Here is a 24,370-nt window from a genome sequence, read left to right as displayed (position 1 = left end):
ATGCTCTATATCATGGAACTTACCGAATAGAAAAAAAGCTTATGATTTCACCGAATATATCAGTTGTTGACTGATGAAAATGAGCGGATTCCGAATCAATATGGTCAATTCCAGCATCACAGCACCAGCAGAAGGACTAAAGCCCCAATCACCTCCGAATAAAATGTTTTGCTGCTGCTCTAATATAGGTGACTGAGGTTCTTCCAAGCCATATTGTTCTTTGATTCTCTCTTTCGTTTTATGATCTATGACAAGGTTATCCTGTGCAAAGGTACAGCAGATAGGAACACTTAACTGTATTAAAAGAAGTAATGCAACTGGTATAAGCACTTTTTTGCTTTGCATGGTTAGCTCCTATGATCTCTGTTTTTTGACCTCTTAACTTTTGTATCTACCATAATTGTATGTACTTGTGGAACATTTGAGGGGAGATATGATTTGCCACCTCTGCACTGGATTCGGAGGCAGAAGTGGCAAATCAACAATCGCAATCGCTGGCGGAATGGTTTGCGGGTCCAACAACACGGGGCATTGTTCATCTACTGGCGACCATAAAAAAATACGGACCGTATTATCGCAATCACTTCAATGCCACCATTTATGACTTTTTTAATTTGCCTATAAAGATTCCTGAAGGGTCTTAGAAGAAGTGCTGTAATCAGCATAACGGGGAAGCACAATAGTGTAGTATATTCCTACAATAACGGTACAGACCCCAACTAATAAAAACAAGACTTCAATTGAAATAAATGAAGGAAAGCTTACAGCAATGAAACCTAATGTAAGAGACTGGGACAGCATCATTAACGGATTAATTAAACCTTGCACACGTCCCATCATTTGAGGATCTACAATACGAGGAAGCCATCCTCCTATGCCAATGTTAATGAACGGAAGTATCAGTGCAATGACAAAGTTGATAATCAGAAAAGCATAGAGGTGGTTAACAAATCCAAGTGTGCACATACCAATTCCGGCTACCAGAACTCCCGCTGCAATCATTTGGTGTAGCTTTAGCTTGGCGGAGATGAGAGAAGCGATTAGGGTACCAAGCAACACACCAGCTCCAAAAATAATACCTGTCCATACCATATACTGCTCATAGTTGTCTGGAGCTAGCTTATATTTAAGAATAAACATCGGTAAAACGCTAAAACCACCATTTAAAATACCGAACATAAAAAAGCCTGAAACCAACCAAATCAATAGTCTGTTGCGTAATATGTAAAGAAACCCTTGTTTAAAGTCATGCATGACAAGTTTGAATTTTAATTGTTTAAATTGATGTGCCCCGTTCGGAAGGCGTACTTCCTTTGGAATTTTGCAGGAACGAATAAGCAGTGCAGACACAATAAAAGAAACAGCATCAATTAGGATGGCTCCAGTAATTCCAAAGTGCCAGTAAACGACGGCCCCCAGAGTTCCTCCAAATAACATGAAAAGACTCCCCATCATTTGATTGAGCCCTGCGGCAATGGTGTAATCATCTTCGCTTAATATCCCCTGTATAATGGCACTTTCGGCTGGGAAGAAAAATTTGGAGGCAGCACTACGGATGAAGAGGAGGGCAAATATCAAGGGAATCGAATCGACCCAAATAAAAATAAGCAAACATAAGGATAAAAAAGCGCTGATCCAGTCACAATTAACAGCAATTTTTTGTCTGTCCATCCGATCTGCCAGCACTCCAACCACGAGAAATACTACCAGCATCGGGAGCGAATACATTAACTCGGCAAGCGTTGCATAGTATGGCTGATTCGTAAACCGTTTCAACAAATAAAACATGAATGCAGTAACCCCAATAATTCCTCCCATTTGTGAGGCGAACGTTGCCAGAAAAAACCTGACATAATTCTTGTTTCTGAGTACTTGTTTTAATCCAGTCACAGTTCCATCCCTTTCGCTTTCAAAGCGGTTTTTAGATGCCTAATTAAAATAATAGTGAAAAGTAGGAATATTGTACAGAAAAGTGACTTTAATGTCACTTTAAGTTTGAATCGTATCGGACCCTCTGCCTTTTAAATTCTGCTGTTAACGATAATCATAGTGGGGTGGACTGGGAAGTTGTTTTTAAACTCGTTTGGCGTAGTATGAGGAGCAACTAAACTTAAACAACCAGCCGTCGGTTGATATCCGACGGCTGGTTATTTAAGTTGCCAGGTGTTTGATTCCTGACTCACAAATGAGTGTCAGTCTCCAATCTAAATAAGCTAAATCCGCGCCATTTGTAGCAATTACCTTTTTATACTAGCCAAAGCTTTTCTTCTTTTTGCGGTTAAGGGTTCCGTGACCTTCGTCATCCTGATCCACATAAATAAATCCGTAGCGTTTGGACATTTCTGAAGTGGATGCACTGATGATATCAATCGCTCCCCAACTGGTGTAGCCCATCACTTCAACGCCATCTAGAATGGCTTCTTTTAATTGTCCGATATGTTGTCTGAAATAATCAATACGGTAATCGCCTATAATGGGGGTGTAAGAATTACAGAATAGCCCGATTCATCTCATTTACGCATGGATATGTTGAGAAAAAGGAAATGCTCATTGCTAGAAAACTTTATACAATGGAAGAAGGATAGGAACTGTGAAATTCGACTTTTGATGAAGGATTTCATATAATGTGAGCATATTGTGAACAACTTAAAATGAGAATTTTGCAAAAACTGAAATGAAAATGATTTCCGTCCAGCTATGAATTTCAAAATTTGACGGAGGGAACGAGATGACAATGGAAGAGAGCAGCAGACAGGTACCTTGGCAGGCGTATTACGGACCTAATCTAGGTTATGTGCAGGACCAGTATGAAAAGTATGTAGCGGACCCCGGAACAGTTGATCCGGCTTACCGCGAGCTGTTTGATCAATGGGGTGAGCCGCCGCAATCCGAATACTCGGCTGCTTCCATGATAGACTACAAATTGCAAGGCCCCCCGGCAAGCGCTCAGGGACATCTTGATTCGAACACATTACAGAAAGCGGTTACAGCCGGGAAAATGGTGTGGAACATCCGTGAATACGGACATTTGGCTGCACAAATAGACCCGCTGGGACTGGATGCGGAGCAGGATACTCGCTTGCTTGATCCAGCATCCTACGGTTTAACTGAACAGGACCTAAAGGCTTTTCCGGCCTCTTTAATATGGGATAACGCTCCTGCTGGAACACTTAACGGCTGGGAAGCCATTCAACGTCTGCGTGTGGCATACACAGGCCCGATTGCCTATGAATTTAGTCACATTCATAATGAGGAGGAACGCCGCTGGCTGAACAGCTATGCTGAATCCGGCTGGTCCTCCAAACCACTCACCACACAGGAACGCAAGGCATTGCTAGGCAGACTGGTAGAGGTGGAGCAATTCGAAGAGTTTTTGCATAAAACGTTTGTCGGACAGAAACGTTTTTCCATCGAGGGTAATGATGTCCTTGTACCGGTACTCGACGAGATTATCCGTCTTACGACGAATGCAGGTGCAAGCCACGTCTTGATGGGGATGGCGCATCGTGGTCGTCTGAATGTACTGGCCCACGTGCTGGGCAAGCCTTACAGCAAGATTTTCTCTGAATTTCATCATTCTCCGAATAAGGATCTGATTCCGTCTGAAGGCTCAACAGGAATTAATTACGGCTGGACCGGAGATGTAAAATACCATCTGGGTGCCGATCGTTTTGTAAAGGATGGGGAAGCGGTACAGGCCCGTCTGACATTGGCGAATAACCCGAGTCATCTGGAATACGTGAATCCGGTCGTGCAGGGCTTTTCCCGCGCAGCGCAGGAGGATCGCAGGGAAGCAGGCTATCCGAAGCTGGATGTCAGCAAGGCGGCAACCATTATCATGCATGGCGATGCGGCTTTTCCAGGTGAAGGCATCGTGGCCGAATCACTCAATTTCACGAATTTGCGCGGTTTCCGTAATGGCGGCTCGGTTCATATTATTGTTAACAATCGTTTGGGCTTTACAACGGAAAGCGTGGACTCACGTTCGACCCGTTATGCAAGCGATCTGGCCAAAGGCTATGAAATTCCGATCGTACACGTGAACGCGGACAATCCCGAGGCGTGTATTGCAGCAGCTCGAATGGCTGGTGAATACCGCAACCGTTTCAAGAAGGATTTCCTGATTGATCTGATTGGCTACCGCCGTTACGGTCATAATGAATCCGATGATCCGGAAACAACGCAGCCGCTGGTATACAGCAAGGTGAAAAACCATCCAACGGTTAGCAAATTGTACGCTCAAATCCTGATTAAGCAAGGAATTGTGGATGAAGTGTACAATGCTGGGCTTATCGATAAGGTACAAAATCGACTGAAGGAAGCACACGAGCATGTGAAGAATAACCCGGAAGAGGAGCCGAAAATTGCTCCTGCCAAGGCAAAACGGGGTCCGGATTCTGTGGTTCGTACAGCAATAGAGCTGAAAAAGCTGCGCCAGATCAATGAAAACCTGCTGAAATGGCCGAAAGACTTTCAGGTATATCCGAAGCTGGATCGTATTCTACAGCGCAGAAAAACGGCTCTGAACGATGGCGAAAAGGTAGATTGGAGCTTGGCGGAAACACTGGCTTTGGCTACAATTCTGGCCGATGGAAAACCGATTCGTATGACAGGTCAGGATGCAGAGCGGGCAACCTTTGCTCACCGTAACCTCGTGCTGCATGAGCCTGAAACGGGCAATACGCATTGCCCTCTGCACACTTTGCCGGAAGCACGTGCTTCGTTCAGTATTCATAACAGCCCGTTGTCCGAGGCGTCTGTTCTTGGCTTTGAATATGGCTATAACGTGTACTCTCCTGAAACGTTAGTGATTTGGGAAGCGCAATTCGGTGATTTTGCCAACTGTGCGCAGGTTATTTTCGACCAGTTCATTTCCGCTGGTCGTGCCAAATGGAGACAGAAATCCAGTCTGGTGATGCTGTTGCCTCATGGTAGTGAAGGACAAGGACCGGAGCATACAAGCGCACGTCTGGAGCGTTTCCTCCAACTGTCTGCACAAAATAACTGGACTGTCGCTAACTTGAGCAGTGCCTCGCAGTATTTCCATCTGCTGCGCCGTCAGGCTGCATTAAGCGAAAGTGAGGAAGCTCGTCCGCTTGTGATGATGTCGCCGAAAAGCCTCATTCGTAACAACCGTGTCGCTTCGCCTGCTTCCGAGTTCAGCGAAGGAACATTCCGTCCCGTGCTGGAGCAGCCCGGATTGGGTGCGCGCCCGGATCGTGTCGAGCGGATTGTACTGTGCAGTGGCAAGATTGCTATTGATCTGGAAGAGGCGTTGGAGAAGGACAAGGCTGAAGCGGAGGACCGTCTGCACATCATTCGCGTCGAGCAGTTGTATCCTTTCCCGGAAGAGGAAATTCGGAATATTTTCAGCCGCTTTCAACATGTTAAGGAATTCGTATGGGCACAGGAAGAACCGAAAAACATGGGTGCCTGGAGTTACATCGAGCCTCGTCTGCGGAATGTAGTGCCACAAGGAGCGGAAATTCGCTACGCAGGCAGACCGGATCGTTCCAGCCCGGCGAGTGGTTATCAGCAAGTACACAGCCTAGAGCAGCAGCGAATTATTCAATCAGCGTTGAAGCAGGATTCCAAAAACAATATTACACTGGGGAGGTAGCGGCTGTGAGCGATATTTTAGTGCCAGCAATGGGAGAATCCATCACGGAAGGAACAATCTCCAAATGGCTTGTGAAGGAAGGGGATTCCGTAGGACAGGGAGATGTTCTACTGGAACTGGAAACCGATAAGGTCAACCTGGAAATTAGCGCAGAAGAAGCGGGCGTAGTCCAGAAAATCCTTCGACAGGAAGGGGAAACGGTAGTTATCGGTGAAGCAGTTGGCTTGATTGGAAGCGGCAGTGGGAGCGGTAACGCAGAACAATCCGGTGCTGGAGAAGCAGCAGCGACCCAAGCGCCGGAAGCACCGTCTGTAGCCACTTTGCCAGCTTCCACAGCAGGCGGCGGCACATCAGCAGTTGAGCAGGCCGCACAGCCTATTGCATCCAACGGTGACGGGAACGGTCAGACGGCATCTCCCTCTGCCCGGAAGCTGGCACGTGAGCGTGGAATTGATCTGGAGCAGGTACAGGGGAAGGACCCGCTTGGGCGCGTGTTCCAAGAGGACGTTAAAACGCATGCAAATAGCGCTGATGTCTCGCGAGCTGCATCACCTGCACCTGCGACTCCTGCTGCGAATAAGCCTGCGGCGGCGTCCTCGTCTCAGACAGAGTACAGCAAGCCGGTGGAACGTCAGCGCATGTCCCGCCGCAGAGCAACCATTGCCAAGCGTCTCGTTGAGGCACAGCAAACGGCCGCTATGCTCACGACCTTTAATGAAGTGGATATGACCGCCATCCTTGATGTTCGCAAACGCCGCAAAGATAAGTTCAAGGAGAAGCACGATGTAGGGCTGGGCTTTATGTCCTTCTTTACAAAGGCAGTGGTCGGCGCGCTCAAGCGGTTCCCTACTGTGAATGCGGAAATTAACGGCGATGATATCGTACTGAAAAAATACTATGATATCGGGATTGCCGTATCTGCGAAGGAAGGGCTGGTTGTACCCGTTGTACGGGATGCTGATCGTCTCGGCTTTGCCGAAATTGAGAAGAGCATTGCAGAGCTGGCTGGCAAAGCACGTTCCAATTCGCTTTCTCTGGCGGATCTGCAAGGTGGAACCTTTACCATTACCAACGGAGGTATTTTCGGTTCCCTGCTGTCTACGCCAATCCTGAACACACCGCAAGTGGGTATTTTGGGTATGCATAAAATCCAGCTTCGCCCCATTGCCATTGACGAGGAACGTATGGAAAATCGTCCGATGATGTATATCGCGTTGTCCTATGATCACCGGATTATTGATGGCAGCGAAGCGGTTCGCTTCCTGGTAACGGTCAAAGAATTGCTGGAAGATCCGGAATCGCTGTTGCTGGAAGGATAAAATACATCAACAGTTGTATTTAATTTTTACGTCTATGAAAAAGCAGGCTCTTGCGGGTCTGCTTTTTTTCCTGCATAGTTAAAACATAAGATTACAGGTAACAGGATACTCAGATGCGAAAGAAGGGTGGGGGACTGTTTTGGATCATGATTTGCGCTACCCGATTGGGCCATTTGTCATTCCAGATACGATTACAGAAGAACAGCTTGTGGCATGGACTCAAGATATTGCTGAACTGCCTTCTCAGCTTCGTCAGGCGGTGGAAGGGCTGGATGAACAACAGTTGAACACGCCTTATCGCGAAGGCGGCTGGACGGTTCGGCAGGTTGTTCATCATCTGGCAGACAGCCATATGAACAGTTATGTTCGCTTCAAGCTGGCGCTAACAGAGGATACACCCACGATTAAGCCATATGATGAGGGACGTTGGGCCGAAATACCGGATGCAAGGGAGCTTCCGCTGGAGCCTTCTCTGCAATTGCTGGAAGGGTTGCATGAACGGTGGGTGGTTGTGTTGCGTTCGATGGGGGATGATCAATTACACCGAACGTTTATCCATCCGGAATCGGGTCAGACGATTCGACTGGAACGAAACATCGGCATCTATGCCTGGCATGGCAAACATCATATAGCTCATATTACTTCCTTAAGAGAACGGAATGCATGGTAATTTTGAACATAACCTCAAAGTAAAAAGTAAACACAAAAAAGAAACCTTCAAGTCCACTGTAATCGTGGTTTTGAAGGTTCCTTTTTATTCCAGCGAGGATGATTTTTGGACAAAGCGGATCAACCGGATGTCTCAGAGCCTCCAGACAAAACAGAAACGGAGGTCGCTGCTGTGTTGACATGACGATCCAGCCAATCCACGATATCGTTCATGACCTCGTTGCGGTTCGTTTCATGCAGCATCTCATGTCGGCCGTCAGGATAGAGACGATATTCTACATCCTGAAGCTTCAGACTTCTATACATATCCACCAGCGATAGAACGCCTTTACCGAACAACCCCACCGGATCACGGTCCCCGGCAAAAATATAGACTGGCAGTTTGGAATTGATTTTTTCGAGAGAGGAGGGCCCATGGATTTCCTGTAAAAGCCGGAAAAAATCTAGAAAAAAGCCTGTCGTACAGATGGCTCCGCATAACGGATCATGCACGAATTGATCTACTTCCTCGGGATCGCGGGATAGCCAGTCGAACGCCGTCCGCACCGGACGAAAGGCCCGATTAAATCCGCCGAAGACCATAGCGTTGAGCAGTATGCTGCGGTGATCCATTCCTTGCAGTTTGGCTTGCAGCAGGGCAACTTGCTCTCCAAGTTTCAGCAGACCGCGCCGCCCGTTCGTTCCCGATAAAATAAACCCGTGATACTGTTGCCTGTCATCATACATGATTTTCTGGGTTAAAAAGGACCCCATACTGTGACCGAGCAAAAAACGAGGCTGATCAGGGAACTCCTTGGCCGCAATTTCGCCCAGCTCCAGCATACCGCTTGCCATTCGATTGAACGCATTGGCTCCCGGCATACCGAGCTTATCAGGATCACCAGCCGTACGTCCGTGGCCGATATGATCGTTGGCATATACACCGTAGCCGGAAGCTGTAAGCTTCTCGGCCAAGCGAATATAGCGGTGGGACGTCTCGCACATCCCGTGCGAAATCTGAACGATTCCCCGCACGGGTGTATGCTCATCCGGTAGCCAGCGGTAGGCAAAAAGCTCCGTTCCGTCATTTTCAGCGATGGTGAAGGTATATTCCCGCATGATTAGACAACACACCCTTTAAGCTTTAAGGAAGATAAGATCTAAGGACAGTCATTCCGTCATTCAGCGTGTACCCGCCCAGATTGGCGGGTAACAGAAAGCAATCTCCGGCTTTGCAGGAGAGAGAGGCCGAATGATTGTCCCACGTTAATGTACCGCTACCTTCGCAAATCACGAGAATGGTAAAGCTGTCATCAGTTGTAGAAAGCGCCCAGCTTCCCTCTACGATACCCTTTTCCACGACAAAATACTCACAGGCTGCGAGTTGAAGCCATTCACCCGGCTGCAAATCACCTGTCTTCATCGTTGTTGCACCAGCCCCCTCGTAAGAGGTCACATTGAGGGAGTCCTCGATATGCAGCTCACGGGGCTTACCATCCAGACCAGGACGGTTGTAGTCATATAACCGATAGGTGGTATCTGAATTTTGCTGAATTTCAGCAACAACAACGCCTGCACACAGCGCATGTACGGTTCCGGCAGGGATGAAGAATGTGTCGCCAGCCTCGACAGGAACCTGACGCAAGCTGCCCAGGATGTCTCCGCTTTCAAGAGCGGTACGCAGGCTGTCCCGGGTCACGCCCTCGGTCAGACCGTAAATAATTTTAGCATCCGGCTTGGCATCAAGCACGTACCACATTTCGGTTTTTCCCAGCTCTCCGGCTGGAAGTCCTGCATAATCATCTGTCGGATGCACTTGAACGGACAGATCGTCATTGCAATCCAGCAGCTTGATTAGAAGCGGAAAACGTCCGCCTTTTTCCGATACGCCCTTGGCCCCGAGCCAGTCCTGCCCGTAGGTTTCGCGAATTTCATCCAGTCCTTTGCCAGCCAGCTCGCCATTGATGACCGTTGTGGTTCCATTTGGATGATCGGCAATCATCCATCCTTCACCAATATGCCCTTCCGGCGGGGTCAAACCGAATTGTTCCAAGGCTCGTCCTCCCCAAACTCTCTCTTTGAACTCAGGTTGAAATTGCAGCGGGTATGGCTTTAGCATAATTTCTCTCCTCCATAATGAGTAATGAGTGCGACCTAACAGAATAGGGAAACAGAAACGTGCCGTTGGGGCAATAAAACTGGGATGAATAGCCCGTACGACGATCAAAAAAGATATATGTAAGGCGACTAAAAAAGCCGCTCATAACCTGAATATGCAATAAAAAAGCAGATATTATTTTTTTTCAACCGCTACTATGTAGGGCGAAGCGGCTCGCTGTAGTTGGCGATAAATAATACTTTGACCGCTGGATACCGGGAGGGCGGAAGCCCATTGAAGGACAGCTTCCGCTTCCTCGCCACCCCCGGCGTGCCCCGGATACAGTACGGCGGTCAGAATACCGCGAGGGCGTAGCAGATATATTGCTGCATCAAGAGCGGTGAGTGTGCTGTCCGTATGCGTGATAACAGACGGGTCAGCGCATTCGGAAGGCAAGTAGCCGAGGTTAAACATGACCGCAGCGACTTTGCCATGCAGCTTGTCGGGAATGGCCTCCCGCATCTGCTCATGACCTTGCAGCAATAGCGATACCTCCGCCAGTGAGGGGGATTCGTCTTCGTCGAGCCGACGACGAGCGAGCTGCAACGCCTCCTGCTGGATATCGAAGCCGTAGACACGTCCCCGTCTTCCGGCAGCCTTAGCCAGGAAAAGCGTATCCGCTCCAGTGCCAACTGTGGCATCTATAGCGGTATCGCCCGGCTGGGCTCGCGCAGCTACCAATTGATGTGCGTAACTCAAAACAGACAGGAAGCCCATTTAAGGCTGCCTCCAATACTTGCCTTGCCACGTTTCACGTGATTTTAGCTCATCGTCAATGGCGTTAAGCACTTCCCATTTTTTGAGCGACCACATCGGCCCCATTAGCAAATCGCGGGGTGCATCCCCGGTCAACCGATGAACGATCATTTCAGGCGGCAAGAATTCCAGTGTATCGACGATCAGCTTGACGTATTCATCTTTTTCCAGAAAACGTAGCAATCCGGCTTCATACTGCTTGACCATCGGCGTTTTGCGCATGAGATGCAGCAGGTGGATTTTGATGCCCTGCACATCCATAGCCGCCACTGCGCGACCTGTGTCCAGCATCATTTCATGCGTTTCCTGCGGCAGTCCGTAAATAATGTGCGCGCACACGCGGATATTGCGCTTGCGCAGCTTTTCCACCGCATCCAGGTAGCATTGAGTGTCATGCGCGCGGTTAATCAGCTCCGAGGTGGATTCATGGACAGTTTGCAGGCCCATTTCGATCCACAGGTATGTGCGCTCGTTCAGCTCGGCAAGGTAATCCACTACATCGTCAGGCAGGCAATCGGGACGTGTAGCAATGGACAGGCCGACAACGCCGGGCTGCTCCAGAATCACCTCGAAGTATTCGCGCAGCTCCTCAACCGGGGCATACGTATTCGTATAGGCTTGAAAATAGCCGATATATTTGGCATTTGGCCATTTTAGATGCTGTCGGTCCCGAATCGTATTGAATTGGGTGACCAGATCGTCCCGGCGGCGTCCTGCAAAATCACCAGATCCCCGTGCGCTGCAAAAGGTGCAGCCTCCTTTGGCAATTGAACCATCCCGATTCGGACAGGTAAAACCCGCATCCAGCATGACTTTAAACACTTTATTTTGAAATTGCTCGCGCATTTCGTGATTCCACGTATGGAACCGTTTATCTCCCCATAGGAGAGGAGCAGGCAACAGATCTGTTTTCATGGGTGTACTCCTTTTTTTGCGATCACCCTATTGTAACAAAAATCAGTCGGAATTGGGAATCACTTGATAGCGAAAGGCAGGAGAAAGTGCGGATTTTATTGGATTCAGGATTGAAAAAGGTTACACCATGTGTTATATTGTAAGCGGTACCAGACATACTATAAAAGGAATGTTTTCGATCCTGAAAATAAAAGTTAACCATCGGCTAATGATTATTTTTCAGGGCAGCTGTGCTGCTTCTATCGCCTGCTTTAGGGTAAATGCACGTCGGTTCCATCACTAATAACCCGTGAGGTGATCTTTTATGAGTACGCAGGATAAAACGCGTATGGATAAAGTTACTGTTGAGTTAACCTTTGATGAGGCATTGGCGCTAACCGGTGTCCGTTTTGGGCAGGACCGCCAGATTGGAACGGCCGCACGTCAAAAAATCAGAGCCGCTTGCCAAAAGACGATTGATTTTTCACCTGCTGATGGGGTAGACTATGAACAATTAAATTAGTTGGACCCCAATCCAAATATATTGAAAAAGGAATTTCATTTCCGTATCTTCAAGCGGGGGTGAAATTCCTTTTTCCTTGATAACAGAGCATATGGAGGAGTAACATGCGTTTACGCGGAAGAAAAGGAATACGGGAAAGTCTGGAAGAACAGCAGGATCTGGTCATCTTGGAGCCGGGACAGTATAAAGGAAAGTGGCAGCAGCTTTTTGGCAATGATCGTCCGATTCATGTGGAGTTCGGCATGGGCAAAGGTCGGTTTATCAGCCAAATGAGCTATCGGAATCCGGAAATCAACTATATTGGCTTTGATATGTACGACGAGCTGGTGCGTCGTGCAGCAGAAAAGTCACGTCTGGCCTGGAGTGATACAGAGGTGGATACGCCGCCTAATATCAAATTGGCGCTGGCGAACATTGAACAGATTGAAAATGTTTTTGAACCTGGGGAAATTGAACGCATTTATTTGAATTTTAGCGATCCGTGGCCTAAAGCCAAACACGCGCGTCGTCGTTTGACGCATCCGCGCTTTTTGGACAAGTACCGTCAGCTTTTGAACAGCAAGGGGCAAATTCATTTCAAAACCGATTCGGAGACGCTGTTTGAGTTCTCACTGAATTCGTTTGCTGATAGTGGTCTGCAAATGACGAATATATCGTTGAACCTTCATCGTGATGGTATCAATGAAGAGCATGTCATGACCGAATATGAAAATAAATTTATGGGCAAAGGTATGAACATCCATCGTGTCGAGGTGCTGATCGGCAAAGATGCTTTGGAACAGTATGAGAAAATACGTCTTGAGAAGTATGGAAAATAATAAAATAAAACAGGGTGCTTCCTTTTTTTAGGAAAGCACCCTGTTTGGTTCCAGTATATCCAAAATACTCTGTGCACTCTGAAGAGGATAATATCGCGCTACATTATGAACGTGATCCTGTCGCTTGCGAACGATTTCCGGAAATTCGTGTAACAGCCGGTTCATCCATTTCACGACAACATCCAGCGAAGTAATCGGTTCTCCGAAGCCTTGAGCCGTAAAGTATTGGCAATTTTCTTCTTCCTGTCCGGGGAGAGGTTTGTGAAACAACATCGGAATCCCTTTTGCCAGCCCCTCGGTGCATGTCATTCCGCCGGGCTTGGTAATAAGCAGATTCGATACCTCCATTAATTTGTCGATTTCCCGCGTAAACCCGAAAATATGAATATTCGAATGATCGAAGCGGGGGTCCAGCTGCATTTTACGACGAATTTTATCATTATGACCTAGACAAAAAATAAATTGAATGTTTTCTCTCCAATGGGTAAGCGAGCGATGAATGACTTCATCGTTCATCAGACCCCAGCCGCCGCCCATAACGAGCACGGTGGGTATCGGCTTAAGACCGAATTGGTCCCGTATTTCGTCGTGCCCCGGATGCTCCCAGAAATTTGGATGAACCGGAATACCCGTGACTTGAATTTTCGACATAGGCACTCCACGTACGCGCAATTTGCGCATGACCTCAGGCGTAGATACAAAGTACCGGTCAACCTCGGGACTGATCCATGTTCCATGCGCATCGTAATCTGTAATGACGGTACAAAGCGGGACATGAACGCCCAAGCGCTTCAAACGTGAAATCACCGCACTTGGGATGGGATGAGTGCATACCACCAAATCAGGACGAAGCTGCCGGAGAATGTTACGGGTCTGTGTGTAGAACAGACGATGTAAAGCGAGCGTTGTAAGACGGTTTAATGATTTTTTATACTGATGACGGTAAACCATTCCGATCAGGCGAGGCTGCGATATGATAGTCTTCTTGTACGCTGTAATAATGAGCGGAGCCATTCTCGGATTCAAAAAGCTCCCCAATTCCAGCACTCTGGTCTGCACATTCGGAGAAAGCTTGCGCAAACTGCTTGAGAGCGCGTACGCAGCTTGAGTATGTCCGGCACCGAAACCTTCCGATAATAATAACACTCGTTTTTTAGCCACTCTCATTTCACCTGTTCCTGCTGGGATGTTCTCAATCATACCATATCGGCTTTAAGGCCAGAATGCAACCGTCCCTATTGCCGCAGATGTGCCGATGACCGCTCCTGCGAGTACGTCCGTAGGATAGTGGAGCCCCAAGTAAATTCTTGAAAATCCCACAATCAGCGCGACAGGCAGCAAAAGAAGTGTTAGTATGGGCGACTGTAACATAAAAGGAACGGTCACTGAAAAAATTGCGGTTGTATGCCCTGAAGGAAAAGAATGATCCGACAGGGGATTACGGAACGTATTCGTATCTGGCAGTGCCAGGTACGGACGAATCCGCGGGTACAGCTTCTTGGCGATGGCTACAGGGATGTGGCTGACTCCGAGCGCGATAGCCCCCTTCATACCGGATTCCTTCCATGGAAGCGGAGCGAGCAGCCATACAAGCAGTGTGGAGGTGATTGTAAAGGTCGCCCCACCCAGATGTGTAAGATAATAAAGCCAGAAGTTCAAAAAACGATTGTGTAAGCGCCCGTTGATCCATTTGAACAACTGCTTCTCCAGATTTACAAGCTTTACGACTAGACGTTGCATTTGGTTTCCTCCGGTTGCCGGCCGGGTTGGTCGGCAAATATTTTGAATCACTTGGACAGAATCAGGCGATAAGTAATTATTCTCTTGCTCTCATCATATTTTTAAACGCTGCTCATTTCAAGAATCACCACTTGTCTGGTTCAATTCTACACAAAAATGTTAATGGAATATAAGTTAAATTGTATAACTTTCTTTGCGTTCATCCGTCTAATACGATAGAGTATTTAGAAGTGGCTGTTAAATGGCCCACAAAAAGGAGGGACTAAAGAAATAAAAAGTTAGCAAATAGATGAAAATAAGACCTACCGTCATGAATGAAAGGCTCAGCGTCGCATTCCTGGTTTAAACGGGAGTTAGTCGTGTTTTTTTGCTGCTGAGACCAGTTTAAAGGCTTTGACAAAAGATTGAAAACCAACGAAAATCGTAATGGCATTCCTGTGTCAGCCAAAAGGGGGCTGCGCACAGCTAATGAAAAAAGCAAGGGTCGGGTCAAAAACTACAAAAAAGGCGCGCAAAGCGCCGCAACTTGCGCTACACAGATAGAAAACAAATAAACGCAAGATTTTTAAAGGGGTATAAAAAAAGGGGGTAACAAGAGATTATGTTAGACGCCATTTTCGTGACGTTCCAGATTATACTGGCGCTGATCGCGGCCTATCAGTTCGCATTCTCCTTGTTCGGTCTGGTTCGCAAAAAAAGAAAAGAGCATGCAGCTCCGGAAAAATCATTTGCCATTTTGGTCGCTGCCCACAACGAGGAACAGGTTGTTGGAGCATTGATGGAGAACTTGAAGCAACTTGATTATCCAAAGGAACTGTACGATGTATTCGTTATTTGTGATAACTGCACGGACAAGACGGCGGACATCGTTCGCGCTCACGGCATGAATGCTTGTGAACGTACGAATCCGAATTTGCGTGGTAAAGGCTATGCCATTGAGTGGATGCTCAAGGAGTTGTGGGCTATGCCACGTCAATATGATGCGATTGTCATGTTTGATGCTGACAATTTGGCACATACGAATTTCTTGAGTGAAATGAACAACGATTTGTGCACAGGTGCCCGTGTTATTCAGGGATACATTGATACGAAGAATCCTGAGGATTCATGGATTACTGCTGCATACGGGGTATCTTACTGGTACATCAACCGTTTGTGGCAGTTGTCACGTCACAACCTGAACATGGCTAACTTCCTTGGTGGTACAGGCATGTGCTTTGAAACGAATCTGCTCAAGGAAATGGGTTGGGGTGCGACGAGTCTGGTAGAGGATTTGGAGTTCACCATGCGCTGCACACAACGCAACGTATATCCAAGATTTAATTATGATGCCAAGGTATATGACGAGAAGCCGTTGACTTTTAAAGCTTCCTCCAGACAACGTCTGCGGTGGATGCAGGGTCACTTTACAGTCGCTCGCCGTTATTTCTTCCCACTGCTGTGGCAGAGCATCAAGCATAGAAGTCTGATTAAATTCGATATGGCTCTCTATGGTCTGAATGTGTATATCGTACTGCTTACCTTCTTGATGACAGTAGCGATGTGGGTGGATATTGCGTTCTTCGGGGGACCTAATATCGAAAATATCTATGTGCAATTTCCGGCCTGGACCGGTGTTATAGCAGTTGGGTTGAATATTTCAACCTTTGTGATCGCGATGATTCTGGAGAAGGTCACGTTCAAAAAAGTATATCTTTATTTGCTGCTGTTCCCTGTCTATCTGATTTCGTGGTATCCGATTACGTTCTATGCGTTCTTTACGCAAAACAACAAGCAATGGAGCCACACCCAGCATACGCGTGTCGTTCGGCTGGAAGAAGTTCAAAGCAAGCAGGGCTAATACGGATTAGGAATTTAGTGTATCGCAGACCCCAAGTGTCGACCGTTTTGAATAAATGTGTTGACACTCTGGAGAGTTGCGTGATATGATGTTCAAGTATGTTAAATGAAAAGTATGGATTAACAAGTAGAAGGTCCGACTTCTCACCTGTCCGGTATTGCCGGCTGGTCTTGATCCAATGATTTGTGAATTGAACTTTCATGATGAATTGAGTATCAGACAGGGATGTCGGCTGTATAGTCGTCATCCCTTTTTTTGTGCTTTAACACAATACAACAATAACAGGTTCTGGAGGTGGAGGGTTATTAGTAAGGAACATATGATCAATGATGAGATTCGGGTGAGAGAAGTACGTCTAGTTGGTGCGAACGGGGAACAAATCGGGATTACACCGACGCGTGAAGCTTTGCAAATGGCGATTGACGCAAACTTGGATCTCGTGAACGTGGCGCCTCAAGCGAAGCCGCCCGTGTGTCGGATTATGGATTACGGTAAATTCCGCTATGAGCAACAGAAGAAAGAAAAGGAAGCCCGTAAAAACCAGAAGATCGTTGACATCAAAGAGGTATGGTTCCGTTCCAACATCGAGGAGAATGACTACCAAACCAAGTTTCGCAATGTGGTGAAGTTCCTGAATGAAGGGGACAAGGTGAAATGCTCCGTTCGTTTCCGCGGTCGTGAAATTACCCATGCTAATGTGGGTCAAAAAATTCTCGAACGTGTGAAATTGGAAGTTGCTGATCTTTGTACCGTGGAGCGCCAACCCAAGCTCGAAGGACGCAGCATGATTATGATATTGGCTCCAAAGAGTCAATGACAAATTAAGGAGGAAGTTCAATGCCTAAAATGAAAACACATAGCAGCCTTAAAGGCCGCTTCAAGATTACTGGTACTGGTAAAGTAATGCGTTACAAAGCTTACAAAAACCACTTGCTTTCCCACAAATCCAAACGTGCAAAACGCGTTCTGGGTACTAACCCTGAGATGGCACCTGGGGACGTTAAGCGTCTGAAACAAGGCCTTGCTAACCTGAAATAGCACAAGCACGGCAATGAATTAAGCATAAACATTATTTGGGAGGTCTTTTGATATGGCAAGAGTAAAGGGCGGATTCGTCGTTCGTCGTCGTCATAAAAAAGTATTGAAGCTTGCTAAAGGTTATTTTGGTTCCAAACACCGCATTTTTAAAACAGCTAACGAGCAGGTAATGAAATCGCTTGTTTACGCATACCGTGACCGTCGTCAGACGAAACGTAACTTCCGCAGACTGTGGATCGTGCGTATCAACGCAGCAGCTCGTTTGAACGGTTTGTCTTACAGCAAATTGATGCACGGCCTGAAATTGGCTGGTGTGGACATTAACCGCAAAATCTTGGCTGATCTTGCAGTCAACGATATCAATGCGTTCAACTCTTTGGCAATTGTTGCTAAAGGCAAAATCAACGCTTAATTATTGAAATGAAGGCGTGGAAACCGCGAAAGTGGTTGAAAAGGTATCCCGAGCAGTATGCTGTGTAGGGATGCCTTTTTTTGTACATACTTAACGAAATGAAAAAAGTCCAAATTATTCAAAATACGAATAAACATGACGTATGATGACAGAATGTATGGATTTTGCAATAGGTGTAGCGCTTACATTGATAGGATTTCAAAAAAAATTGACCCAAGGTTATTAATCATCTAGATTTTAGTCGATCATAATTGTATAATCTCTAAAGTAAGTCTTCTGTACGATCTGTCTCGACAGTAAATGGCATGTATGACGTGTCCATTTTCAGAGAAAAGAGACAGTCCAGGGATCTAACACTAAGGGGGAACAGTATCAGCATGAAGAAAATGTTCAGTATGTCTTTGGTTATGCTGCTAGCGATCTCAGTCATTCTCGCAGGCTGCGGTAACAAAAATCAAGGCGCGTCCAACGCAAGTGGCGGAGATACAGGTGGTTCTGCCAAAACATCGAATGTCCAAATCGGCATGGTTACAGATGTGGGTGGAGTAAATGACAAATCGTTTAACCAATCTGCATGGGAAGCATTGCAAGCCATTGAAAAAGAAACAGGTACCAAGGCTAAATACCTGCAAAGTAAATCGGATCAAGATTATATTCCTAACCTGAACCAATTTGTTAAGGGCGGTTTTAACCTGACTTGGGGTATTGGTTTTAATCTGGCGAATGCGATTGGACAAGTAGCGAAAGACAACCCGGACAAAAATCTGGCGATCATCGATAGTGTCGTAGATGCGCCTAATGTAAAATCGGTTGTTTTTGCTGAAAATGAAGGTTCCTTCCTGGTGGGAGTTGTAGCTGGTAAACTCACCAAAACAAACAAAATCGGTTTTGTGGGTGGACAAGATAGCCCGCTGATCAAACGTTTTGAAAAAGGCTTCGAAGCGGGTATTAAAGCAGTAAATCCAAATGCAAAATTGGAAGTAAACTACACAGGTGCGTTTGATAAGCCGGATCTGGGTAAAGCGGCGGCTGCAACGATCTACAACAGCGGTGCGGACATTATTTTCCACGCAGCTGGCGGATCAGGTACAGGCGTATTTAACGAAGCGCTCGCACGGAAGCAACAAGGTCAGCAAGTATGGGTTATTGGTGTAGACAAAGACCAATCGCTTGAGTTTGGTGACGACGTAACGTTGACTTCAATGGTCAAACGTGTGGATGAAGCCGTAAAACGCGTATCCCAGGAAGTCATCGACGGTAAATTTAAGGGCGGTATCGAAACGCTGGCTCTAAAAGACAACGGAATCGGCTTGGCGGATACATCCAGTAAAAACGTTCCTAAAGACGTGCTTGATCTCGTAGAACAATACAAGCAAAAAATTATTAAGGGCGAAATTACAGTTCCTTCGAAATAAGATTTGGCTTGCAAGATAAATAAAGGTGGCGACAAGGCTGGTTCACAAGACTAGCCTTGTTCTTACGTCTGGAGTTATACAGATCATAACGGTCAATCAGCTCATTGGAGCACATACTATAAAGTGTATAAGGGTGATCTCATGGATGCAGCGACCCCCGTCGTTGAGTTAAAGCAAATTACAAAACGATTCCCCGGCATCGTTGCCAACGACTCCATCAGCATCAAGCTGCAAAAGGGAGAAATTCATGCCCTTTTGGGTGAGAATGGTGCGGGTAAATCTACGCTTATGAATATTCTTTTCGGACTGTATCAGCCGGATGAAGGATCGATAGAAATCGGTGGGAAACCAGTACAGATTGATAGCCCAAATAGGGCGATTGATCTGGGTATTGGCATGGTGCATCAGCATTTTAAGCTTGTGCAGCCGTTTACTGTCACCGAAAATATTGTCCTGGGCTCGGAGCCACGCAAAGGTCTGAAAATCAATTATAAAAAGGCTGCTGCCGAAGTACAGCGGTTGTCTGAGCAGTACGGCCTTCAGGTGAATCCGAATGCTAAAATTGAAGATATATCTGTCGGCATGCAGCAGCGTGTGGAAATTATCAAAACGCTCTACCGTGGCGCAGATATCCTGATTTTCGACGAGCCAACAGCGGTGTTGACTCCACAGGAAATCATTGAGCTGCTGGACATTATGAAGCGTCTGGTAGCTGAAGGCAAGTCCATTATTCTTATCACTCATAAACTTAAAGAAATCATGCAAATTGCAGATACAGTTACGATTATTCGCCGGGGTCAGGTCATTGATACGGTCAAGACATCGGAAACGACTCCAAATGATCTGGCGGAGAAAATGGTAGGCCGCCGTGTGTCCTTTAAAGTGGACAAGCAGCCTGCGAAGCCGGGACAAACCGTCCTGGAAATGAGCCATGTGGTCTCTAAAAACAAGGATGGTATTAGTGTTCTGAATGAGCTGAACCTGCAAGTCAAGGCAGGTGAGATTTTAGGAATCGCCGGAGTAGATGGCAATGGACAGAGTGAGCTGATTGAAGCTTTGACTGGTTTACGTAAGGTTGATGGCGGGCACATCCGATTGCTCGGACAAGAAATGACGAATCAGTCGCCACGTAAAATTTCAGAGGCAGGCGTTTCGCATATCCCGGAGGACCGGCATAAGCACGGGTTGGTACTCGATTTTTCCATGAGCGAAAACATGGTTCTGGAGACGTACTATCAGGCTCCTTACAGTAAAAACGGCTTTTTGAACAAAGAGGCTATTGATAAGCAGGCGAAAAGTCTCATTGAGAAATTTGATGTGAGAACACCGGATATTTATACCAAGGCAAGAGCGTTATCCGGCGGTAATCAGCAAAAGGCAATCATTGCGCGTGAAATCGATAAAAACCCAGACCTGCTCATTGCGGCCCAGCCTACACGTGGGTTGGATGTTGGAGCGATTGAGTTTGTCCAGAAACAACTGATTGCCCAGCGGGATCAAGGTAAAGCAGTATTGCTCATTTCCTTTGAGCTGGATGAAATTATGAATGTATCCGACCGAATTGCTGTCATTTATGAAGGCAAGATTGTTGGGGAAGTGCTGCCGGAAGAAACGAATGATCAGGAATTGGGACTGATGATGGCCGGAAGTGCAGTGAAGAAAGGAGCAGAGAATGGCTAACCTATTGAAAATATTTACAAAAGACTCCTTTGTTCTGGCGCTGGTCTCTATTATTTTGGGTCTTCTTCTGGGTGCTGTCGTGATGCTGATTGGCGGCTACGATCCCATTGTGGCGTATTCTGCACTATTTAGCCGTGTGTACGGAGACTCATACAACTTTGGTGAGGCTATCCGTGAAATGACTCCACTGATTTTGACGGGATTGGCATTTGCTTTTGCGGCTCGTGCCGGATTGTTTAACATCGGCGGTGAAGGTCAATTTCTGGTGGGTATGACGGCTGCTTCGATTGTGGGCATCAAGCTGCATGGACTGCCTGCTATTATACATGCGCCGCTGGCGATCATTGCTGGGGCGGTATTCGGTGGTCTATGGGCTGCAATTGCTGGCTATTTGAAGGCCAAGCGTGGCGTTAATGAGGTTATCACCTGTATTATGATGAACTGGATTGGTCTGTATTTGGCTAACCTGGTGATTAACCATTTTGCACTCCTGCAGGGTGAAAATCGTTCCGTGGATATTCAGCCTTCCGCTTCGATTTCGATTGAATGGCTGTCACAGATGATGGGAAATGCCCGGGTTCATTGGGGGACGGTCATTGCTGTGCTAGCGGCGGTATTTTTCTATATTTTCATGTGGAAAACCAAGCAGGGCTACGAGTTGCGTGCTGTCGGATTTAATCAGGACGCATCCCGCTATGCAGGTATGAATGTGAATCGCAACATCGTAAAAGCGATGTTCATTAGTGGTGTTTTTGCCGGACTGGCGGGTGCCTTTGAAGTGCTGGGGGTATTCCATTATCAATCCGTCATGGCAGGATCGCCGGGAACCGGCTTTGATGGTATCGCGGTGGCGCTCATTGGGATGAATAATCCGTTCGGTGTGCTGCTTGGCTCTGTTTTGTTCGGAACGCTTACGTATGGTTCTGCGGGGATGAGCTTTAGCGCGGATGTGCCGCCCGAAATTATTCGGATTGTCATCGGCTCGATTATTTTCTTTATTGCAGCCCAGGGAATTGTACGTTGGGTTGTGAAGCCGCTCTACTCCAAGCGGAAGAAAGAGAAGGTGTTGTAAAATGAGTTGGTTAACACTTGGTGAATTAATCCATACAACGCTCGTTTTTGCGACGGCGATTATATTTGCGTCTCTCGGCGGAGTTTTTTCGGAAAAATCCGGTGTGACGAACCTCGGGCTGGAAGGTCTTATGGTGTTCGGGGCGTTTGCGGCGGGTGTAGGCGGATTTTATGCGGAACAAGCAGGGCTGGGGGGAACCTCTGCCGCTTGGGTAGGTGTGCTGTCGGCGGCGGTATTCGGCATTCTGGTTTCGCTGATTCATGCTGTAGCCTCGATTACGTTTAAAGCCGATCAGGTCATTAGCGGGATTGTTATCAACTTTTTGGCGGCAGGCAGTACGCTGTACATGGTTAAGCTTTTATTTGAGGGTGATGGCGATACTGGGCGAATTCAGGGGTTTAGCGAAATATCCATTCCCTATCTAGTAGATATTCCGATTTTAGGAAAAGCCTTTTTCCAAGCCTATCCAACGACCTATTTGGCCATATTATTAGTCATTATTGGATATTTTACATTGTATAAAACGCCGTTCGGCTTGCGTTTGCGTTCTGTGGGAGAGCATCCGGGCGCTGCGGATACCGTTGGTATCAAGGTAAATCGCCTGCGTTATATCGGGGTCATGATCAGCGGCGCGTTGGCTGGTATTGGCGGAGCTACGATCACCTTGACGACGACAAATATGTTTTCGCATAATACGGTATCTGGTCAAGGATATATTGCCATTGCCGCTATGATTTTCGGAAAATGGAACCCGCTCGGCGCTTTTGGCGCAGCTGTGTTTTTTGGCTTTTCTCAGGCTATTCGCAACTATGTGCAGTTGTTCGCATGGTCGCAAAGTATTCCCCAGGAAATTATTTTTATGCTGCCGTATCTCCTGACGATTATTGTGCTGGTAGTGGCTGTAGGGCGCTCGCGTGCTCCCGCTGCTTTGGGTCAGCTCTATGATCCAAGCAAGCGCTAATTTTACAGGAACAGTTAAAAGCTGTTTGTCTTGAAATCTGAAAATTGCATTTGTTCGCAAATCCGGTATCTGCATTCGCAGGTGCCGGATTTTTTTAGGTTGTGCAGGCATTCAAACATACGCTTCTGGCATGGATGGAATAGACTGTGCTATGCAGATTGGACGAACGCTCGGCCCCTATCAGCTCCAGTCGTTTTGTGGTGGCGGTGAGCTATCAAGGAGCCGTTCAATCTGTCCATCCGTTGAGAAAGAAGGAGGAAATACGATGAAACAGGCAGTAACCAGAAAGCAGGTGGAGAAGCTTGTCGGCAAAGTCATTCTGGCTACTCGCAAGGATGGTTCCCAGGTCAGCGGCAAGCTGATTCGCATTTCGGGTAACCGACTGATTCTTCAGCCCAATCGCAAGAAAAAAGTAAAGACAAAGGCAATTATTCCCTTGGTGCTGTTCGATTTGCTTGCCATCGGCACAGCTCCTTACGTTGGTGGTTATGGTGGTGGTTATGGCGGCTACGGACCAGGTTATGTGGGGCCGGGATACGGTGGACCTCAGTACGGCCCATATACAGATGGAGGATACCCCGGAGAAGGTTATCCGTTTTACCCCAATTTGTTCTAGGATATTGGAATGATGAGCTGTAGGAGGCACTCTTTCACAATGCCTTTTCAAGTTCATGGCATCTGCTTAGGGAGACGTATCGTAGCATTTGATAATGGTTACGCAGATAAAAGCGGATTCCACGGATATTGTCTTCGTCTACCATGACTTTTGCCCGCTTGCAGCGTCGTAGACATCCGTATTGCTCGGCATGCTCCAGCAATTTTTTTCCGTAGCGCTGGCCTTGATGAGACGAAGAGATTGCAATCAAATCAATATACAGCAGCTCTCCATGCAGCATGACATGAATGAAGCCGACAGGCTGCGCATTATCCGGCCTGCAAGCGACAAAAGTGATGCCCCGGTTTAAGCGCCGGGGTAATTCTTTACGAATTTGATCCATTTCTTGTGCGCTTAAATGCGATAGGGGAACAAGCTCTTGCTCGATCAGTCGAAGGATCATGCGGTCATCCTGAGCGCTGCGTTTGCGGATCATAAGCGGGCCTCCTTTTCCACCCTTTTAGCAAGGCAAGACGCAGCTTTGGAGGTGCGCACAGTCTCGCCGTGTGGTCTTTTTTATAATATGCGGATACCTCATGGAAGCGTGCGACTCAGAGGTACCCCGGAGAAAAAACATAAATTTTTATGAAATCTGGGTATTGACTATCCCAGATGGGGGACATATAATGTGTCTAAACATTTGAAAGAATGACATGAACTCAACGGCAATGAAAAGGACGAAGTGATTAGGGCTCTTTTGTTCAGAGAGTGAGGCATTAGCTGCAAGCTTCACCAAAATCCCTTTTTAACGAGCTCACCTTGGAGCTGTTTTCCTGAAAAGTATTTGGGCCCGCTCGATGATATTTAGCGGTGCGCTGAAT

The 24,370-nt window shown here is 47.0% G+C and carries 25 protein-coding genes and 1 pseudogene; 16 read left to right on the top strand and 10 right to left on the bottom strand.

Annotated elements, in window-relative coordinates:
• Window positions 1-39: 39 nt before the first annotated feature.
• A complete protein-coding gene (locus tag E0698_RS10520; protein ID WP_192511504.1) occupies window positions 40-345 on the bottom strand; it encodes a hypothetical protein in 306 nt (101 codons plus the stop codon).
• Between the two features lie 125 nt (window positions 346-470).
• Between E0698_RS10520 and E0698_RS10515 the strand changes: the two genes are divergently transcribed.
• Window positions 471-644, top strand: coding sequence for a hypothetical protein (locus tag E0698_RS10515; protein ID WP_192511503.1), 174 nt, complete (start codon window positions 471-473; stop codon window positions 642-644).
• Here the strand turns inward: E0698_RS10515 and E0698_RS10510 are convergent.
• On the bottom strand, window positions 619-1,890 hold the full coding sequence (locus tag E0698_RS10510) for an MFS transporter (RefSeq protein WP_192511502.1): 1,272 nt from the start codon (window positions 1,888-1,890) through the stop codon (window positions 619-621). The two genes, E0698_RS10515 and E0698_RS10510, sit on opposite strands and share 26 nt — an antisense overlap.
• Window positions 1,891-2,250: 360 nt before the next feature.
• A pseudogene (locus E0698_RS10505) lies at window positions 2,251-2,466 on the bottom strand (family 1 glycosylhydrolase); the annotation flags it as partial.
• Between the two features lie 262 nt (window positions 2,467-2,728).
• Between E0698_RS10505 and E0698_RS10500 the strand changes: the two are divergent.
• The 3 genes from E0698_RS10500 (at window position 2,729) to E0698_RS10490 (ending at window position 7,609) form a co-directional block, all read left to right on the top strand.
• The gene (locus E0698_RS10500) at window positions 2,729-5,620 is read left to right on the top strand and encodes a 2-oxoglutarate dehydrogenase E1 component (protein ID WP_192511501.1); all 2,892 of its coding nucleotides are present in this window, start codon (window positions 2,729-2,731) and stop codon (window positions 5,618-5,620) included.
• 5 nt (window positions 5,621-5,625) lie between these two features.
• Window positions 5,626-6,939 carry a 2-oxoglutarate dehydrogenase complex dihydrolipoyllysine-residue succinyltransferase gene (gene odhB, locus E0698_RS10495; protein WP_134910583.1) on the top strand — a complete coding sequence of 438 codons (1,314 nt, stop codon included), beginning with the start codon at window positions 5,626-5,628 and terminating at the stop codon, window positions 6,937-6,939.
• A 139-nt stretch (window positions 6,940-7,078) separates the two neighbouring features.
• Window positions 7,079-7,609: a YfiT family bacillithiol transferase gene (locus E0698_RS10490; protein WP_192511500.1), complete on the top strand. Its 531-nt coding sequence runs from the start codon at window positions 7,079-7,081 to the stop codon at window positions 7,607-7,609.
• Between the two features lie 119 nt (window positions 7,610-7,728).
• Here E0698_RS10490 and E0698_RS10485 read toward each other — a convergent pair whose 3' ends face one another.
• The 4 genes from E0698_RS10485 to E0698_RS10470 all read right to left on the bottom strand — a co-directional run bounded on the left by E0698_RS10485 (window position 7,729) and on the right by E0698_RS10470 (window position 11,416).
• A complete protein-coding gene (locus E0698_RS10485) occupies window positions 7,729-8,706 on the bottom strand; it encodes an alpha/beta fold hydrolase (protein ID WP_192511499.1) in 978 nt (325 codons plus the stop codon).
• A gap of 25 nt (window positions 8,707-8,731) precedes the next feature.
• A complete protein-coding gene (locus tag E0698_RS10480) occupies window positions 8,732-9,706 on the bottom strand; it encodes a type I phosphomannose isomerase catalytic subunit (protein WP_134910580.1) in 975 nt (324 codons plus the stop codon).
• A gap of 174 nt (window positions 9,707-9,880) precedes the next feature.
• Entirely contained in the window at window positions 9,881-10,462 is a 582-nt protein-coding gene (locus tag E0698_RS10475) for a class I SAM-dependent methyltransferase (RefSeq protein WP_192511498.1), read from the bottom strand.
• A complete protein-coding gene (locus E0698_RS10470; protein ID WP_149095280.1) occupies window positions 10,463-11,416 on the bottom strand; it encodes a TIGR01212 family radical SAM protein in 954 nt (317 codons plus the stop codon).
• Window positions 11,417-11,720: 304 nt separating this feature from the next.
• Between E0698_RS10470 and E0698_RS10465 the strand changes: the two genes are divergently transcribed.
• Both E0698_RS10465 and trmB read left to right on the top strand, forming a co-directional pair.
• Window positions 11,721-11,918: a hypothetical protein gene (locus E0698_RS10465; protein ID WP_014280552.1), complete on the top strand. Its 198-nt coding sequence runs from the start codon at window positions 11,721-11,723 to the stop codon at window positions 11,916-11,918.
• 104 nt (window positions 11,919-12,022) lie between these two features.
• A complete protein-coding gene (gene trmB, locus E0698_RS10460; protein ID WP_149095281.1) occupies window positions 12,023-12,736 on the top strand; it encodes a tRNA (guanosine(46)-N7)-methyltransferase TrmB in 714 nt (237 codons plus the stop codon).
• A gap of 27 nt (window positions 12,737-12,763) precedes the next feature.
• On the opposite strand, the gene E0698_RS10455 is transcribed toward trmB, so the two are convergent.
• Together E0698_RS10455 and E0698_RS10450 are read right to left on the bottom strand one after the other, a co-directional pair.
• Window positions 12,764-13,897 carry an MGDG synthase family glycosyltransferase gene (locus E0698_RS10455; RefSeq protein ID WP_443146907.1) on the bottom strand — a complete coding sequence of 378 codons (1,134 nt, stop codon included), beginning with the start codon at window positions 13,895-13,897 and terminating at the stop codon, window positions 12,764-12,766.
• A 51-nt stretch (window positions 13,898-13,948) separates the two neighbouring features.
• A complete protein-coding gene (locus E0698_RS10450) occupies window positions 13,949-14,476 on the bottom strand; it encodes a phosphatase PAP2 family protein (protein WP_044646674.1) in 528 nt (175 codons plus the stop codon).
• 404 nt (window positions 14,477-14,880) lie between these two features.
• Between E0698_RS10450 and E0698_RS10445 the strand changes: the two genes are divergently transcribed.
• The 10 genes from E0698_RS10445 to E0698_RS10400 all read left to right on the top strand — a co-directional run bounded on the left by E0698_RS10445 (window position 14,881) and on the right by E0698_RS10400 (window position 23,510).
• Window positions 14,881-15,030 (top strand): hypothetical protein, encoded by a 150-nt coding sequence (locus E0698_RS10445; RefSeq protein ID WP_187644901.1) that lies wholly within the window; start codon window positions 14,881-14,883, stop codon window positions 15,028-15,030.
• Window positions 15,031-15,077: 47 nt separating this feature from the next.
• Entirely contained in the window at window positions 15,078-16,316 is a 1,239-nt protein-coding gene (locus E0698_RS10440; protein ID WP_134910575.1) for a glycosyltransferase family 2 protein, read from the top strand.
• A gap of 319 nt (window positions 16,317-16,635) precedes the next feature.
• Window positions 16,636-17,133, top strand: a complete 498-nt coding sequence (gene infC / locus E0698_RS10435; protein WP_134910574.1) for a translation initiation factor IF-3 — start codon at window positions 16,636-16,638, stop codon at window positions 17,131-17,133.
• Between the two features lie 20 nt (window positions 17,134-17,153).
• Complete coding sequence (gene rpmI / locus E0698_RS10430; protein WP_013309379.1) at window positions 17,154-17,354, top strand: 50S ribosomal protein L35; 201 nt, start codon at window positions 17,154-17,156, stop codon at window positions 17,352-17,354.
• A gap of 52 nt (window positions 17,355-17,406) precedes the next feature.
• Entirely contained in the window at window positions 17,407-17,766 is a 360-nt protein-coding gene (rplT, locus tag E0698_RS10425) for a 50S ribosomal protein L20 (RefSeq protein WP_044646672.1), read from the top strand.
• A gap of 377 nt (window positions 17,767-18,143) precedes the next feature.
• The gene (locus tag E0698_RS10420) at window positions 18,144-19,181 is read left to right on the top strand and encodes a BMP family lipoprotein (protein WP_044646671.1); all 1,038 of its coding nucleotides are present in this window, start codon (window positions 18,144-18,146) and stop codon (window positions 19,179-19,181) included.
• Window positions 19,182-19,322: 141 nt separating this feature from the next.
• Complete coding sequence (locus tag E0698_RS10415) at window positions 19,323-20,861, top strand: ABC transporter ATP-binding protein (protein WP_192511497.1); 1,539 nt, start codon at window positions 19,323-19,325, stop codon at window positions 20,859-20,861.
• Complete coding sequence (locus E0698_RS10410; protein WP_192511496.1) at window positions 20,854-21,933, top strand: ABC transporter permease; 1,080 nt, start codon at window positions 20,854-20,856, stop codon at window positions 21,931-21,933. Before E0698_RS10415 ends, E0698_RS10410 begins: the two co-directional genes overlap by 8 nt.
• A gap of 1 nt (window position 21,934) precedes the next feature.
• On the top strand, window positions 21,935-22,894 hold the full coding sequence (locus tag E0698_RS10405) for an ABC transporter permease (protein ID WP_044646668.1): 960 nt from the start codon (window positions 21,935-21,937) through the stop codon (window positions 22,892-22,894).
• 265 nt (window positions 22,895-23,159) lie between these two features.
• Window positions 23,160-23,510, top strand: coding sequence for a hypothetical protein (locus E0698_RS10400; protein ID WP_192511495.1), 351 nt, complete (start codon window positions 23,160-23,162; stop codon window positions 23,508-23,510).
• 34 nt (window positions 23,511-23,544) lie between these two features.
• On the opposite strand, the gene E0698_RS10395 is transcribed toward E0698_RS10400, so the two are convergent.
• On the bottom strand, window positions 23,545-23,985 hold the full coding sequence (locus tag E0698_RS10395; RefSeq protein ID WP_192511494.1) for a GNAT family N-acetyltransferase: 441 nt from the start codon (window positions 23,983-23,985) through the stop codon (window positions 23,545-23,547).
• Between the last annotated feature and the right edge of the window lie 385 nt (window positions 23,986-24,370).

The organism is Paenibacillus sp. 23TSA30-6 (assembly GCF_014858585.1).
In the GTDB taxonomy this organism is placed as follows: domain Bacteria; phylum Bacillota; class Bacilli; order Paenibacillales; family Paenibacillaceae; genus Paenibacillus.
This window is presented reverse-complemented; position numbering and strand designations above follow the sequence as displayed.